Source organism: Agarivorans sp. 2_MG-2023 (genome assembly GCF_030548085.1).
Taxonomy (GTDB): Bacteria; Pseudomonadota; Gammaproteobacteria; order Enterobacterales; family Celerinatantimonadaceae; genus Agarivorans.
On sequence record NZ_JAUORQ010000004.1, the window covers coordinates 41,069 to 57,394 of the forward strand.

Here is a 16,326-nt window from a genome sequence, read left to right on the forward strand (position 1 = left end):
AAGCCTCGTATAGTGTTCAACTATTGCGAGGCTTTATTTTATCAATCGTTAACGATTTACCAACCCTGAGTATGTTTCTCGATGAGTTGACAATATAACTCTACTTGCTCAGGGTTATCGTTCAACGCAGATATATAGTGATACTGTTCACCACCCGCCTCTAAAAACTCATCACGTAACTCACAAGACACTTCTTCAATGGTTTCTAAGCAGTCTGCTGAAAAAGCAGGCGAAATAACATCTACCGATTTAACCCCTTGCTCAGCTAATTGATGAAGCAGCTGATCGGTGTAAGGTTTCACCCAAGGATCTTTACCAAAGCGCGACTGGTAACATAAACGCCATTGGTTTTGTTTTAATCCCAACAAGCCTGCCACTTTAGCCGCGGTATCTTCACATTGTTGTGGATAAGGGTCGCCATTTCTAGCATAACGTTCGGGAATGCCATGGAATGAAAACAGTAATACCTCGCCGCGCGCTGTGAGCTCCCAATGTTGCTTAATTGAATTGGCTAATGCTTCAATGTAAGCGGGCTCAGCATAATACTCTTTCACCATACGTAACTCGGGCAAGTTATAGGTATTCTTTAGACTTTTTGCGTAAGCATCAAATACTGGGGCAGTAGTAGAAACCGAATATTGCGGGTACATAGGCAACAACAATACTTTTTGATGGCCAGCCTTTAGCACCTCATTAACAGCCTCCTGGATATCAGGTGAGCTGTACGTCATGGCTAGGTACACTTCAACCTTGCCACGAAGTTTGGCTGACACTTTTTGATGAATTTGCTCGCTAATGACTTTTAGCGGGGAGCCATTTTTTAGCCAAATTTGCTGATACAGCTTAGCAACTCTGCGTGAACGCAGTGGCAAGATGACACAATACAACAAGGGCAACCAGAGTATTCTGGGCAGATTAACCACGCGTTTATCTGATAAAAATCGACCTAAGAATTTAGCAACGGCGTTTGGCGTAGCTTCGTCTGGGGTACCTAGGTTTACCATAATTACGGCACATTTTAATTCGCTGTCGTTTTGCGGCATTCAACTATTCCCTATATATAGATGACACAGTGTACGGCATTTTTAGGCATAAAAAAAAGCGGCAAAAGCCGCTTTTTTCTTATCACGATGAGCAATTAATCAAGCAATTCAATTAATTGATTGCTGATAGCTTCAACTGACTGAGTTCCGTCAAGTTTAAAGTATTTGCTATTGCCCTGTTCAGCTTCTTTACCGTAGTAGCTTACTAGTGGTTTAGTTTGCTCATGATAAATAGCTAAACGGTCACGAACGATGCTTTCTTCATCATCAGGGCGAATAACTAAGTCTTCGCCGCTAACGTCGTCTTTACCTTCAACCTTAGGTGGGTTGTATACAATGTGGTAAACACGGCCACTACCTGGGTGAACACGACGGCCACTCATGCGTTTTACGATTTCTTCATCGGCTACGTCAAATTCCAAAACAGCATCAATGTTAATGCTGGCTTCTTTCATTGCGTCTGCTTGTGGAATAGTACGAGGGAAGCCATCTAGCAAAAAGCCTTTGGCGCAATCGTCTTCAAGAATACGTTCTTTTACTAAACCAATGATCAACTCATCTGAGACCAGTTGTCCTGCATCCATTACTTCTTTTGCTTTGATGCCTAATGCGGTGCCAGCTTTTACAGCTGCACGAAGCATGTCACCAGTAGAAATTTGAGGGATGCCATAACGCTCCATAATAAACTGTGCTTGGGTACCTTTACCCGCACCTGGAGCGCCTAAAAGAATAATGCGCATAATTTGCTGTTCCTTGGTCTAGTTTTTAGTGCTTTTACAAGAGACGTGAATTTACACTGATGGGGCCAATACTACAAGGGAAGCTCGACTAAAGTTGAGTTTGACGAAGCTGCGCGTAGTAGCGTTGTTTATTGCTGTACATGTTTTGGTCAGCCAGTTTATATAAGCCGCTAAAATCAACATCACCGGTTGAGGCATAACCCAAAGAGAAACTCACTAGAGGCTCTCCACCAAAGCTATTTAAGTCGATCCCTACCTGGTTATTTTGTTTGTTTTGCAAGGTTTGCTCTAACAATTCAGCATTAACCAACTGCTCTCCTACCAACACAATGGCAAACTCGTCACCACCAATGCGGTAAAAGTCAGAGGTGATACCTTGGCAACACTCCGCCATAACTTTAGCGACCGAGATAATCAATTGGTCACCTTTTTCATGGCCTTTTTCATCATTCATTTGTTTAAGGCCATTTACATCAATAATGAACAATCCCACTTCGGCATCTAATTGGGTTTCCAAGGTAAATTGAAGCTCGTCAAAGGCTTGGCGATTGCGGATCCCAGTTAACGAATCGGTTCTGGCAACATGATCTAACTCTTCATTCAGGGTACGGTTTTCCAAAAATGCGCTCAGCTCAGTAATAAACAACAAAATACGATTGCTGTACTCTTCACTAAGTTTTGGTTCATTAACCAATAGCCAACCCATTTCACCACCGCCACAACGAATACCAAAAACATTCACCAGTTGCTGCTTAAACTCAATGCTAAAGCGATCCCAACGTTGCCGAGATTTTTCTGATACGCGGTTTTGCAATACCTCAAAACTATCAATCTCTAGCGACAAACTTTCATAAACTGTGCGATGGCCGCGCGATTTAGGCAAATGGATTATCAAACCCATATTGGGAAAACACATCGCGAGGATACGCAATGCATCTCGAGATATTTGCCGATTACCAACACTGGCTTCAAGCACTCGTCTAAATTGCACCAATTGTTGGAAGAAGAAGTTACTTTGAGCCAGGTTATCCATGGATTCTTCTAAATCCCTTGTGCGCTCTTCCACCTTAAACTCTAATTGGCTGTTAAGTGTTTGAACTTCTTCTAAGTAGCCTGCCCGCAGTTTGTCTACTTTGGCCAGTTCTTCGTTCTTTTGGTTTACCGTACGAAGCTGTTCACCAATTGTCGATTTCATTTCAGCGAGTAAATTAGCAACATCGGCAAATTCACGAATTGTCACTTTTCCGTCGGCAACCCAGTCGGCTTCTCGGCCTTTTTCAAAGTCGCGGATCAGCGCGTACAATTGTCCAAAGGCTTTGGCGACCAAGTGGGCAAATAGCATTACAACGAGAATAATCGCCACAATCACTACTACGCTGGTTGCCATACCGGGTGCCATGGCCTCTTTTACTTGATGAGTTAAGCTGTCTAAGCGCTGGCCAACTTTAATTTTAAGCCATACAGAGTTTTGGTAATTGCGCCCACTAATAATCAATCTGCTTGAATGCGTAACATCGTACTCATCATCGCCAATCAAGTTACCTTCTAGCTGCTCTTCACGGTAAAACACCGCTAGGCTTTCGTCAGCTTGTAGCTCTTTCTCTACCGTTGAGCCCAGTTTATAAATAGGCACAACAGCAATCAGATAACCTCTCACATGTATATGGTCGATGGCTTTGTCGGAGTAAATTGGCACCACATGAACCAAACTATGGTGACGCCCGCCTTTGTTTACCAATGAATAATTGTCGATTAGGTAAACTTTGCTTTTTGAGTCGATATCTTTGATTTTGAAGGGTGACTCGAAACGATTGTGAAGAATATTAGATTGCTCTAACGCAAGAATATTTCCGCCATAGGACTCAATCACATATCCATCAGCTTCCACCAAATACAGTGATTCAATCAACGGTGTATCCAATACAAAATTAGCGAGTACGTCCGGCAGGTGAATTGAAAACAGCAGATCATCAATGCCTTTCACTATGCTGTCTTGTTCAGACAACAAGCGTAAGCCATTAGTTAAAATCTCGTTGCTGTGCGACAACTCCGCGGTAATTTGATTAGCAGATGCCACCAAACGACTGTCTACCGACTTATAAACAAAACTATACATTTGCTTATAGAGCGTAAACGACAGTACGGTTACCGGAATAATGGCAACAAAGATTAACAATATAAAGGTGATAGACCGAAGCCTAATGGTCATTTTTTGCTTCCGCGTTTACGAACTTCTTTATCGGCAACATTTTGCATAAATTTGGTGGCTTGCTCGACCGAATAACTATGGTCAATAAAGCGATTAAACCCGCGTTCCATAGCCAACCATACAATTGTCATTTCAGCATCACCGGGCATAGCCTTGGTTTCTGCCATTTGTTGCAGCATTTGCTGGTCGTTCTCGGTATCACTATTTATCTTTTGCTCAAGCACATCCAGATTGGCAGGAATTAAGCCACCTTGTTCATAAATAATATCTTGCGATGTGGATTGCTGCATAAACAAACTAAATTGTTTTATCTGTTCATAATTAGTGTCTGTTTCCGCCAAACGAGGAAAAGCCAAAACGTAACCAGAAAACATTGGCAACATGGGTTTACCCGCTATGCTAGGTAATACACTCACGCCAAGCTTATCGCCGACGCTTTGCTTGAGTTCTTTGTATATCCAATCACCATTAATCATGTAAGCTGCGTCTCCATTTTTAAAACGTTCAACGCTACAATCATGATTACAACTTGAATCAACGAGACCTATATCTTTCAGCTGCTTGTAATAGCTTAATGCCTTTTGCATTTCAGGCGTATCGAGAGTGATGTTACCGTCCTCCATTAACCAACCTTGATAGGCGGTTAGGAAAGGAATGAACCAATACATTTCTCGATAATTCCAAACAATAGCATCACGCCCATCGGCACTCAGCAGTGTTTGCTGCTCTAATAACTCAGCCCAGCTTTTCACTGGTTGTTTCACCAAATCTTTATTGTAATAAAGTACTAAGTGATTGCCTTGAAACAAAGGAATACCGTATTGCTCACCATCCGTATACCCAGCAGCTAATACCCGTTGTTCAAGCTGCGGAATAATCCAGTCTTCAGGTACTGGAGCCAATGAAATAAGATCATGCATGCCCACAAAATCACTGGGTACATACAGAATATCCGGCAAGGTATTAGTACGCGCTTGATTAAGCACTTCTTCGCGTAAACGCTCTGAAAGAAAATTGTTTTTCTCAACGGTAGCGCCGCTTTGTTTTTCAAACTCAGCTATCGCGTTATCGAGATATTGAGATGGGTTATGTGCATTCCACAATGACACCTTTGTATCGGCTAGAACGGCAAAACACGTAAAGCCCAAAACAAGTAACCATGTGCGCATGTTAGCTACCTAATGTTTTTTATTTTTTTTAGTGTAGCAATGAATTATCGCTTTAACTGTGAGCTTACACGCTGCCCTCACTGACAAGTGCTCGGATCAGTTTACTAGTTTGTATAATCATTCATCAATCAGCGACTTAAAATACAAAAAAGGCAGCACGTAGTGCTGCCTTTTTACCCTATATTAGCGTTTAGTCTAATAGTTGGTTAATACGCTTAATAAACTCTGAAGGGTTTTCTAGGCTACCGCGCTCTGCCAAGGTTGCTTGATCAAACAATACATTAGCCCACTCGGCAAACTTCTCTTCATCTTGCTCGTCTGCTACGCGCTTAACTAAAGCATGCTGCGGGTTCAGCTCAAAAATGTACTTTTGCTCAGGAACATCTTGACCCACCGCTTGCATCAACTTCTGCATTTGGGTACTCATGTCGTTGTCATCTACCACAATACACGAAGGCGTGTCGGTTAAACGGTAAGTTAAACGTACATCTTTAACCTTGTCGCCTAAGCTTTCTTTAACACGGGTAACAAAGCTTGCGTATTCGCTTTCGTCTTGCTCTTTTTGCTTCTTAGTTTCTTCATCATCTAAGTCGCCTAAGTCCAAGTCACCTTTAGTCACAGATACTAGCGTTTTACCTTCTGCTTCTGGCAAGTGGCTAATCAACCACTCATCTACACGGTCGTGCATAAGCAAAACTTCAATGCCTTTACGCTTGAAGATTTCTAGGTGCGGGCTGTTTGCTGCAGCGGCGTAACCATCGGCCGTTACGTAGTAAATCTTGTCTTGGCCTTCTTTCATGCGCTCGATGTAATCAGCGAATGAAACATTCTGTTCGGCGCTATCACTGTTAGTAGAGGCAAAGCGCAATAGCTTGGCGATTTGGTCTTTATTCGCCATGTCTTCTGCTGGACCTTCTTTCAATACTTGGCCAAACTCAGCCCAGAATGATTGGTACTTCTCAGCATCATTTTTCGCCATGCGCTCAAGCATTGTTAGTACACGTTTGGTACATGCACTACGTAAATTAGCAGTGGTTTTGGTGTCTTGTAGAATTTCGCGAGAAACGTTAAGCGGTAAATCGTTTGAATCTAACACACCCTTAACGAAACGCATGTAACCCGGCATAAACTCGTCAGCGTCATCCATAATGAATACACGTTGTACATAAAGCTTAAGGCCGTGCTGGCGCTCGCGGTTCCACATATCAAATGGGGCTTTGCTCGGGATGTACAACAAGCTGGTGTAATCTTGCTTGCCTTCAACCTTATTGTGCGCCCAGCTTAGTGGATCGGCAAAGTCGTGAGAGATATGCTTGTAAAACTCGTTGTACTCTTCTTTAGAGATATCGTTTTTACCACGAGTCCATAAAGCAGTCGCTTTGTTAATCGCTTCCCATTCACCAGGGATAGCTTCAACTTTTTCGCCTTCAGGGCCTTCAGACTCTGGGGTTTCATCTTTCCACATTTGAACAGGAATAGAGATGTGATCAGAGTACTTAGTGATAATTGAACGAACTTTCCAGCTATCTAGAAACTCTTGCTCGTCTTCGCGCAGGTGCAGAATAATGTCTGTGCCGCGACCTTCTTTAGTAATGTCGGCAACGGTGTAGTCACCCTCACCAGCACTTTCCCAACGCACACCTTGGCTTGCTTCTGCGCCAGCTGCGCGTGTTTCTACTGTCACTTTATCGGCAACAATAAAGGCTGAATAGAAACCTACACCAAATTGACCAATCAGTTGTGAGTCTTTCGCGCTATCGCCGCTTAACTGGCCAAAGAATTCTTTAGTACCTGATTTAGCAATCGTACCCAAATGCTCAATCACGTCATCGCGTGTCATACCAATGCCGTTATCAGACAAGGTAATCGTTTTAGCATCTTGGTCAAAACTAACACGAACACGTAAATCACCGTCGTTTTCAAACAACGTGTTATCTTCTAATGCTCTGAAACGCAGTTTATCTGCGGCATCGGCGGCGTTAGACACCAACTCACGAAGGAAAATTTCTTTATTAGAATAAAGTGAGTGAATCATCAACTGCAGTAATTGTTTTACTTCAGTTTGAAAGCCATGTGTTTCTGCATGAGCTGCATCAGTCATCGAGTTATATCCTTGCTTTAAACATACTTCTTTAGTTGATAAACGATATGGGGGTAAGCAATTTTGATTTCAAGCAATGCACTAAAAAAAATTATCTACCACAAATAAAAAAGCTCACTAAGATTAGTGAGCTTTGTGTTTAGTGTTAACCAACCATTTAGTCGAATTGCTGACGCCCAATGAGCGAGTGAGACAACGTTGTTCCATCCACACTATCTAATTCACCACCAAGCGGCACTCCATGGGCAATGCGCGATACTTTTACTTTATAGCGCTTTGCCATATCGGCGATGTAATAAGCAGTCGCCTCACCTTCTACAGTTGGGTTGGTTGCAAGTATCAATTCTGAAACATCTTCATTAGCTAAACGCCGTTCTAGCTTATCTAAATGCAGTTCACTGGGGCCAATGCCGTCTAATGGCGATAGATGGCCCATAAGCACAAAGTAACTACCAAAAAACTGCGCGGTTTGTTCAATTGCGGCAACATCGGCTGGCGTTTCAACCACACAAATCCCCCCTTTGCTGGTACGCTTTGGCGATTGGCAAATTGGGCATAAGTCTTCTTCTGCAAAATTTCGGCACACCTCACAGTGACCAACAGCGTCCATCGCCTTCGTGAGATGCTCGGCTAATTGCAAACCATCTCGACGTTTTCTTTCTAACAAGTGAAACGCCATACGTTGCGCACTGCGGGGGCCTACCCCAGGTAAAACCTGTAGCGATTTAATCAGTTGGTCAATACTAGGGCTATATTTCATTAAACTTCCACTAAACTCTATTTAAGCGAGGCTAATGTAACAGTGTGATTTACAAAATTCATCTTAACTCAGCAAATATTTATGCGATATTTAGTTAAGCTGTTTACTAGCCTAACAGCGGTAGCCTGCGTATTATAAAATGTGTAAAGCAGTATTGGTGATTACGGATTAATCACCAAATAAAACAAGGAAGAACAATGAAGCTGAAAACAAGCCTAGTTGCAGCCACCGTGCTCGCAACACTCAGTGCCAACTCTATGGCCGAAGAAACCTATGTCCAAATTGGTGATTACACTCAAATATTGCTGCCATTAGGCGGTTTAGCAGTGAGTTTAGTGAAAGAAGATTATGCCGGTAGCCTTCAGCTTACTAAGTCTTTTGCGACGACCATGGTATTTACCCACGGTATCAAATTTGCGGTAGATAAACGCAGACCTAACTTCACCACTAATAACTCCTTCCCTTCAGGGCACACCGCAGCAGCATTCAGCGGCGCGTCATTTTTTCAAACACGTTATGGCTCTGCATGGGGCGTTCCTGCTTATGCCTTGGCGGCTTACACAGGTTGGAGCCGAGTACATGGCGACAAACACTATTGGGATGACGTGGTCGCCGGAGCCAGTATCGCCACCTTAAGTAACCTATTTTTCGTTAACCCTATTGATGAAGACATTCGCGTAAGCCCCATGGTTGACGGCGACGCGAAAGGTTTAAAAATATCTCTGTCTAATGGCTTTTTTGAAGGGGGGACACGCTCTAAAAAGCCGGCAACTACTTTTGATCCGCAATTCAAATTCGATTTTTTACTTGGCCCTACCCGCTTAAAATCAAATGATATCGGTAGTTTTGCCAACGACAAAAATATTGAATTTGGCCAAGAGGATACAATAACCACCGCCGCAGCGCGCTGGACCTGGTTTGCTAGCGACCAACATAGCTTTAGCTACCAGACTCAACCTTACGAAGCTCGTGACCAAGGTAAAGTAGAAGGTAGCACTGATGTTTATGCCCAATACCAAGTGTGGGATAACGCGGTAAACTGGCAATATGACCTACAACTAGACAAACAGTGGATCGCCAAAGCAGGTTTAGGCTTATTAGTGCAATATGCCCAAGCATCACTTTATCCAGACTCTAGCTTTTCTAGCGAGCTTTCTGGCGAAGAAGAATGGCTATTTTATCCTTTAGTCAACGCCACTGTCGGTTACCACTTTACCCCAAGCGTAAACCTAGCCTTGGCCGGTGAGTACGGCAATAATGGAGACGGTGAAGTTGTATCTTCTGACTTAAGTGTAAATTATGCCTTTAACCAACGTTGGGACATTGGCGGTGGTTACAATTACTATAAGCGCGACCAGGACAATGCTAAAACCTTTAGAAAGGTTGAGTTTGACAGCATTTATTTACGACTAGGTTACGCATTTTAATGACTCGGGCGCATTAAGCGCCCAAATTTTGAGCTTTAGCTAGCAAGGATGCCCGTGAGAACGCGTTTGAAATCTACATTACTGTTTAACTTATTAAGCATCATCGTTATTGCCAGCTTAGTAGCAATTAGCTTACCTTTTCTTTATAAGCAACACACCGCAGCAATTGAAGCAGAAGTTAACACCGCCCTCAGCTTATTTGAAATAAGCGCGCGCCGAGCGGTGAATACTCAAAACAAAAGCATCCTTACCGACTTAGCTCAGCAACTCCTTAAATCACCAAGCATTAACTACGTAAAAGTGACTGATCAAAGTTCTAAGCAATTAATGGCAGAGGCAGGTGAAGCGCGTAAATCAAGCCAATCAGACGCCCAGAAAACCAATAAATTGGCCGCACAAGTTGATAACCAACAACGGCCGGCCAGCCAAATAAACCCTGTAGCTTGGGTAGAAATAGAGTTTGCCACTCCCAGCAATGTTTACTATTGGCTTTACCCTCATCGCTTAGCACTTATCAATTTAATAATTGCGATACTTTTAATACAGCTTGCCTTAAGCCTTATCGCTAGTAGCCTGTTAAATAAGCACAAAATCCCTTCAAAAAATGATACCAAAATCCAAAAAGAGCCCAGTATGGGGGAGCAAAAGCCCTTAGTCACTAGCTCTAAAACTGCCTTAGAAATGGCCAATACTAAACTACAGAAAGAGCTCACTCGTACTAAGTCTAAACACGAAAAAGATAAAACCAAGTTAAAGCAACTGGTCGAGTTATCTAGTCGAGCGAACAGTTTAAAACAAGCCTTGCTTGAACATGCTGACAATGCCACCTTCATTGTTGATGAGCATAATCACATCATTGAATCTAGTCCGATAGGCTTGGCATTTTTAGGAGTAGATAAAAATAAACTGGTTAAAATAAACCTAAATAAATATTTTCATACGGTAAACAATCAGGATCATGAGCCTGCTGATTTTATGGAGCTACTAGTATCCTTCCCCGAGAGCTTCTGTATGCTGGCAACAAGCAAGCAGAATCAACAAGCCTATGCGGCAACCCACGTAGCCTTACCTTTTAATGAAGACAGTCTTTATTTAGTTAGTCTGAGTCCGATCCTTGAGCATAAAAGCGACCTGGCGAGTAAGCAAAAACGTGAGCAACGCATTGAACAATTACAACTTGCTTCACTCTACACACCGTTAAAAGCAGGCTGTATAGAAGCCTTAAATCAGTTAAACAATGCTAGCCAATTAGCATTTTCACACACGATTAATTACCAAGCGTTAGACGCACAACTTCGCTTAAGTACTCTTATGAAGTGCTTACCTTGGGAACAAGCGCATAAAGCTGATATTGCCCTTCAAGCTAGGTCTATATTAGCCGAGTTAGAAAGTCATTTACTCACCTTCAGCCCTTTGTACAGGTCAAAAAGCTTGAGTTGGTCGTTAGTGGTGAGCCCTGAAGTAAAACAGCAGTATTTCGTCAACAGCGAACATTTAAGTGCCATTTTACATCTTCAGTTGTATTTAGTGTCTTTGTACCCAGAGGGCTCACAGGTGCTGTTTCAGCTTACCACTGAACAAGAGCAATTGGTGTTTAGCATTGATAGTGAGAACGCGCCGGCTTTAAGCGAATTACAACAATCAATCATTGGCTGCAGCGCTGCACTAACCAAGCAAGTTAATGCTAGGCAACAACAAAACCAAGATACCTTGAGTTTAACCTTTGATTTTGCGCCCTTAAACGACAAAGTATTGTTTTCAGCTCAAGACAAGCCTCAAACAACCCAGTGCATCGTCGCCTTGCCTGATCCGTTTGTTCAGCGTTGTCTTAGCCTACAATTACAACTGCTAGGCGCAGAAGTAATAGAGCAAGCGCAATATAGTCAGCTAGATGATAGCCGCGAGGTGGTATACATCAGCACAGATGATCAGTTGCCAACAGAGCTTGATGAGCTAAACCTTAACCAAATAAAAACTCTGCAACTACTTGAAGATGATTCTCAGATACAACAAACAAACCACTCTCATCTAACTTGCCTTAGGGCAAAAGCAAATAGCTACTTAATGGCCACATTATCGTTGGAAGAAGAAAGCGAAGAACAGCAGAATCTTAGCGATATAGCTCAAGCAATTATTAAAGCTGAAGATCTAGAACTACAGACGACTAGAACAGACTTAAGCATAGCCTCATTTAGTCAGTCCAAACATGACTTTCAAGAGCTTAAAACAAGCCAACAGCAATTTAATTGGCAACACCGAGTATGGCAAGAAGCCTATAACCAGATAAAAAACTTGGACCAAGTGGACTACTTGCTGATTAAGGCTGAAGACCTTAACCCAAAACGTATTCAGCAAGTTAAACAGCGCAGTCAGCGCCCTTCTTTATTAGTAGTAACAGATACAGAGTCAAATTCAGCACTATTAGTAGAGCAACTTCAAGGCGTAAGTTACTACCCCTTAGTTAGCCCTCTCACTCAGCAACAGTTAGTAAATGCAATTCAACTCGATCAACAATTTGGTCAGGGCTTTGAATCAATCTGCGATGATGAGCAGTTATTACATACTCACCAGCTTTCTGAGTTTAATTACTTAAGCCTGATCAAATCATTGAGTGAGCTAAATTCCAATGACCTAAAGGGCACAGATTGCGCTACTTTGACCAATAAAACGGGTGCTAGCTTGGCTCAACATAGTTTCAAAGAAAGCTACTTAAATGAGTTGTATCGGGTATTTACTATTGAAACCAAAAATAGAGCGAGTCTAATCAATGGCTACGTTGGAGAACAGCGCTGGCCTGAAGTACAACAACATATAAACCATATTGCGCACGACGCTGGGAAGTTTTCTTTGGCACCACTTGAGAAAAGCTTGAATGAGCTAAACCAGGCCTGTATTCAACAAAATGAATTAGCGGTTAAAGATGCCTTAAGCAGTTTAGTCAGTTAGCGTGAACTTACGGAAATTTCGTTAAGTAGAGCAGAAAAGAACAAGGCATATTTGCCTTGTTCTTTTTTATTTAGTCGGCGATTAAGTCATAGTCTCGACGGAGAATATCCACCACCTCTTGTTTAGGGTTATCACCCATAACAATTTTTGAGCCAGTGATCTTCTCAGCAATACCAATATAGGTGCTAGAGATTTTCATCAGCACTTCTACCGGCAAGTTGTTATCACGAGCCAATGCTTCACGTTCAGGCATACGATTTTTGTTTAACAAAATATCTGGATCAGGGAAGTAGCTAAGCAAGGTTTGGCGGAAATCTTCTTTCGAGTTTTCAACCACTTTACCTTGGCGGTACTGCGGGCCATCCCAAATGCGCGATGAATCAGGTGTACCCACTTCATCCATGTAGATTAGCTTATCGTTACCCTGCGCATCGGTGACATAACCAAACTCAAATTTAGTATCAACAAACACTTGGTCTATATCACTTAACGCTTGGCTAATAACATCGAAACCTTGCTTTAATAGATTCTCGTATACGTCGATATCAGAGGCCGAGGTAAACTTGAAGGCCGCAAAGTTATCTTCAATATTGTTGCGAGTTACGTTCACATCATCAGCTTCAGGTACACCAGGAATATCTTTTAGGATGCCTTTAGTAGAAGGAGTAATGAGCAACTCAGGCAGCTTTTGGTCACGCTTTAACCCTTCTGGTAAATCAATACCACAAAAGTTACGTTCGCCCTTATCGTAAGCTCGCCACATAGAACCCGTAATGTATTGGCGACAAATGGCTTCAATCATTACCGGACGGGCTTTTTGTACAATCCATACGAAAGGATGAGGAATGTCCAAAATGTGGCTATCGGCTAAGCCCTGCTCTTTGAACAGCTTAAACCAGTGATTAGATATCGCATTCAAGGCAGCGCCTTTACCGGGAACGCCTTTTAGGCCGTCTTCACCATGCCAAATGCAGTCAAATGCAGAGATACGATCGCTTATCACCATAATGGCTAATGGTGTATCAGCCGCTACGTTGTAGCCTTTTTCTTTAATGAGTCGTTTGCTGTCGGCTTCGGTTAGCCAATATACGGAGCGTACTTTACCGCTGTGTACTGGGCTGTCGGTGCGAATGGGTAAATCGTTATTCACTGCTAATACTTTATCAGCAAGACTCATGGTAAACAGTCCTATATTTAAAGCGAAAAATCAGCAAATTATGATTGCTTACATGCTGATTTAACGGGGAACATTCATTTGCTGAGGGATTTTACCAGAAAGTATCACAACTGCTAGCCATTCCCCCGTTCATACAGCAATTCCTTACTGCAATAGCTTTTCGACCCATTGGTTTCAGAAACCAAGGAATGTTTAAAGCTTTTTGCATTGGCGAATACACGTGTAACAGCGAAAAAACGGAAACTTAAACGGCAGCAGCGCTCTTGCTGCCAGTTTGTTCCTACCTTGTTTGCGTTATAACTGTTTGCAAATTACTCGTCGCATTGCCCATCAAAATACCAGTAACCCGCATTAACTAAATCGATAAGCCAATCGAGTTGTTTACTATCTTCATCAAAGGCACGCAAAGAATAACTATCCACAACCGACTTATCACACATCGTTTTAGCTAATGCCCACGAACAATTAGGTATTGCATAAGCTTGGCCATCAACAAATATTTGATAAGGCGTTACATCCAGATAAAGCGCCTTAATACCTGCACAGCGAGTTAAAGCAATGCCTTGTTCCATGCAGGCATGTAATTCTGAGTAACTTAGTTCATCTTCGCTACCGCTCAGTGCCACAAGATCTGAGCTATGGGCGTTTTCGCTTAGGTGCTCACCCAAAAACTGCGCTGTGGCTTCTGGCGAATTAAGCAATCCTAGCATTAACTTATTTAACGCTAAGCTATCGTTTTCAGCGATCCGCCCAAACTCTTGAGTCGCAGAGCGTTTCGGGTCAGCAAAACGCTTAGAGCTTAAGTCATGGCGTAATAGATAATCAGCAAATCCTGACAATAAATCTTTAGCATTAGGCGCTCTAAAACCAATGGAGTAATTAATGGCCGGTTCGACTGCGTAACCTTCATGTGGGCAACCTGGTGGAATATAAAGTACGTCACCAGGCTCTAGAATGACATCAATCTCAGCGTCAAAAGCTTCACAGTGTTTAAGTTTGGCATGAGGAGCAAACTCTTTAAGCATTTGCTTTTTACCCACCCGCCAATGGCGCTTGCCCTCGCCTTGAATAATAAAAACGCAATACTGGTCGATATGCGGTCCCACCCCGCCTTCCGGCGTCGAATAAGACACCATTACATCATCAAAACGCCAGTTAGGAATAAACTGAAATGCCTCAGCCAGTTTCGCCACCTCTGGGTGCCAATGGTCAACCCCCTGCACTAACAAAGAGCTGTGAGAATCACCGAGCAGATCAAAGTTTTCAAAAGGGCCTAATTCAGCTTGCCACTGCTGGCCCCTAGAGGTTACCAAGCGCGACTGAATTTCAGGCTCCATTGCCAATCCAGCCAATTCTTCAGCAGTTAATGGATCAATAAATGCCTGCATTCCTTGTTTAAGTAAACATGGCTGTTGCTGCCAATAATTGGCCATAAAATCTTCAATATTAAACGCGACTTGATATTGCATGCACTTTACCTCTTGTTAAGCAGCACGATTGTACCCGATAAAGGCAACAAAGTTTGCATTGCTTAACGGTGATTAATTAAGACAAAAGCATTAAAAGTTTGTATGCTTATTCACAGAAATACAGGGAAAGTTACACGCACCATGACTACGCATTTTAAGCTTTTTGATCTTCATGAAGATGCTACAGAAGAACAAATAAAATCTCGTTACAAACAACTTGCCTCACGCTGCCACCCCGATAAAGGCGGCTCTGCTGAGTTGATGGTGATGATTAAAAATAGCTATCAAAAACTCATGATTGGAGAAGGCTCTCTAGTAATAAATCAACCACTGGATAGCAGTAACAAACAAGTTTTAGCGCTAAAGAAAACCATCCACCAGCAGCAATTTTATATTCAAAAGCTCAGTGTAGCCGTCGCTAAAAAAGCTCAGCAAAAAGAAACCAAACAATTACAAAAAGTAGTATTTCCTGCAGCAACCAGTGTGTTGCTGATCGCGATTATGATTTTGGCATCTAATTGGTACCAAAGTGAGAAAAAGCTAAACGCATTGATTAACCAACAACCTGCACCATCAATCATAACGCCAGCACCAGTGTTGCCAGTCCCCAATTCGCTCAACCCCGAACAAGGGTATAAAACTTGGGAGCTAAAACAAAAACTGCGTTTAACCAGCGCTAGGCAGCAATACTTAGAGTCTGATTTAGCCACTAGTTTAGAGGTGATTCAAGGATTGCTGCTTAATAGCAATACTGAACAACTGAATGTTCAGCAGCAACAGTTTTTACTTCAACAGAATATTGCCTTAGTTCCCGCGCCTCCCCTCATTGCAGTAAACACATTTGAAGCGTTGCTTAATGAACTACAGACAGAACAAACAGAGCAAGGAATTGAGCAAGAACCCATTGAAGAGCAGGCATTAGACAATGTTTTAGACAAAGACCCCGAGTTTGCCTTAGACCAAGCAACGAGCCTAAATGTTAGCTCTCAGGACGATGAAGCAGTATTTATTGAGGAAGATACCGAACAACCAAGCAGTGAAGAGGTTAAACCGGATTCTTGATTAACTGATAAGCCTCTAATTTAGCTTGTTCATTTTGTTCTTTAATTAACGCGATTTGCTTTTCTAAGGCGTTTTTCTTTTCGCCGCAAGGTAGTTTTCTACATAAACTACTTAACTGTTCTAGTGGGGCTAGCAGTTGGTCAAACTGTTGGCTAATGTGTTCCATAACACCATCTCATCTTTTAAGAAGCGTTAAGTGTACGCATCAAGTACTTGAAAACAA

At 42.5% G+C, this 16,326-nt stretch carries 12 protein-coding genes; 3 read left to right on the top strand and 9 right to left on the bottom strand.

Features of this window, described 5'->3' with window-relative positions; all coding sequences use genetic code 11:
- Positions 1 to 56: 56 nt before the first annotated feature.
- The 6 genes from hemH to recR all read right to left on the bottom strand — a co-directional run bounded on the left by hemH (position 57) and on the right by recR (position 8,022).
- Positions 57 to 1,043, bottom strand: coding sequence for a ferrochelatase (gene hemH / locus Q4549_RS07210; protein WP_303515607.1), 987 nt, complete (start codon positions 1,041 to 1,043; stop codon positions 57 to 59).
- A gap of 95 nt (positions 1,044 to 1,138) precedes the next feature.
- Complete coding sequence (gene adk, locus Q4549_RS07215; RefSeq protein ID WP_303515610.1) at positions 1,139 to 1,783, bottom strand: adenylate kinase; 645 nt, start codon at positions 1,781 to 1,783, stop codon at positions 1,139 to 1,141.
- Between the two features lie 88 nt (positions 1,784 to 1,871).
- Positions 1,872 to 3,992: a GGDEF domain-containing protein gene (locus Q4549_RS07220; protein ID WP_303551101.1), complete on the bottom strand. Its 2,121-nt coding sequence runs from the start codon at positions 3,990 to 3,992 to the stop codon at positions 1,872 to 1,874.
- Positions 3,989 to 5,161 (bottom strand): extracellular solute-binding protein, encoded by a 1,173-nt coding sequence (locus Q4549_RS07225; RefSeq protein WP_303551099.1) that lies wholly within the window; start codon positions 5,159 to 5,161, stop codon positions 3,989 to 3,991. Before Q4549_RS07225 ends, Q4549_RS07220 begins: the two co-directional genes overlap by 4 nt.
- Positions 5,162 to 5,351: 190 nt before the next feature.
- Positions 5,352 to 7,262 (bottom strand): molecular chaperone HtpG, encoded by a 1,911-nt coding sequence (htpG, locus tag Q4549_RS07230; RefSeq protein ID WP_303551096.1) that lies wholly within the window; start codon positions 7,260 to 7,262, stop codon positions 5,352 to 5,354.
- Positions 7,263 to 7,419: 157 nt separating this feature from the next.
- A complete protein-coding gene (gene recR, locus Q4549_RS07235) occupies positions 7,420 to 8,022 on the bottom strand; it encodes a recombination mediator RecR (RefSeq protein WP_303551093.1) in 603 nt (200 codons plus the stop codon).
- 197 nt (positions 8,023 to 8,219) lie between these two features.
- Between recR and Q4549_RS07240 the strand changes: the two genes are divergently transcribed.
- Entirely contained in the window at positions 8,220 to 9,449 is a 1,230-nt protein-coding gene (locus Q4549_RS07240; RefSeq protein WP_303551090.1) for a phosphatase PAP2 family protein, read from the top strand.
- Between the two features lie 54 nt (positions 9,450 to 9,503).
- On the top strand, positions 9,504 to 12,395 hold the full coding sequence (locus tag Q4549_RS07245) for a hypothetical protein (protein WP_303551087.1): 2,892 nt from the start codon (positions 9,504 to 9,506) through the stop codon (positions 12,393 to 12,395).
- Between the two features lie 70 nt (positions 12,396 to 12,465).
- Here the strand turns inward: Q4549_RS07245 and Q4549_RS07250 are convergent, their stop codons facing one another.
- Together Q4549_RS07250 and Q4549_RS07255 are read right to left on the bottom strand one after the other, a co-directional pair.
- Positions 12,466 to 13,572 carry a phosphoribosylaminoimidazolesuccinocarboxamide synthase gene (locus Q4549_RS07250; RefSeq protein WP_303551085.1) on the bottom strand — a complete coding sequence of 369 codons (1,107 nt, stop codon included), beginning with the start codon at positions 13,570 to 13,572 and terminating at the stop codon, positions 12,466 to 12,468.
- 311 nt (positions 13,573 to 13,883) lie between these two features.
- On the bottom strand, positions 13,884 to 15,041 hold the full coding sequence (locus tag Q4549_RS07255) for a cupin domain-containing protein (protein ID WP_303551083.1): 1,158 nt from the start codon (positions 15,039 to 15,041) through the stop codon (positions 13,884 to 13,886).
- 141 nt (positions 15,042 to 15,182) lie between these two features.
- On the opposite strand from Q4549_RS07255, the gene Q4549_RS07260 reads away from it, so the two are divergent.
- Complete coding sequence (locus Q4549_RS07260) at positions 15,183 to 16,103, top strand: J domain-containing protein (RefSeq protein WP_303551080.1); 921 nt, start codon at positions 15,183 to 15,185, stop codon at positions 16,101 to 16,103.
- Here Q4549_RS07260 and Q4549_RS07265 read toward each other — a convergent pair.
- Positions 16,087 to 16,269 (bottom strand): hypothetical protein, encoded by a 183-nt coding sequence (locus Q4549_RS07265; RefSeq protein ID WP_303515632.1) that lies wholly within the window; start codon positions 16,267 to 16,269, stop codon positions 16,087 to 16,089. The two genes, Q4549_RS07260 and Q4549_RS07265, sit on opposite strands and share 17 nt — an antisense overlap.
- Between the last annotated feature and the right edge of the window lie 57 nt (positions 16,270 to 16,326).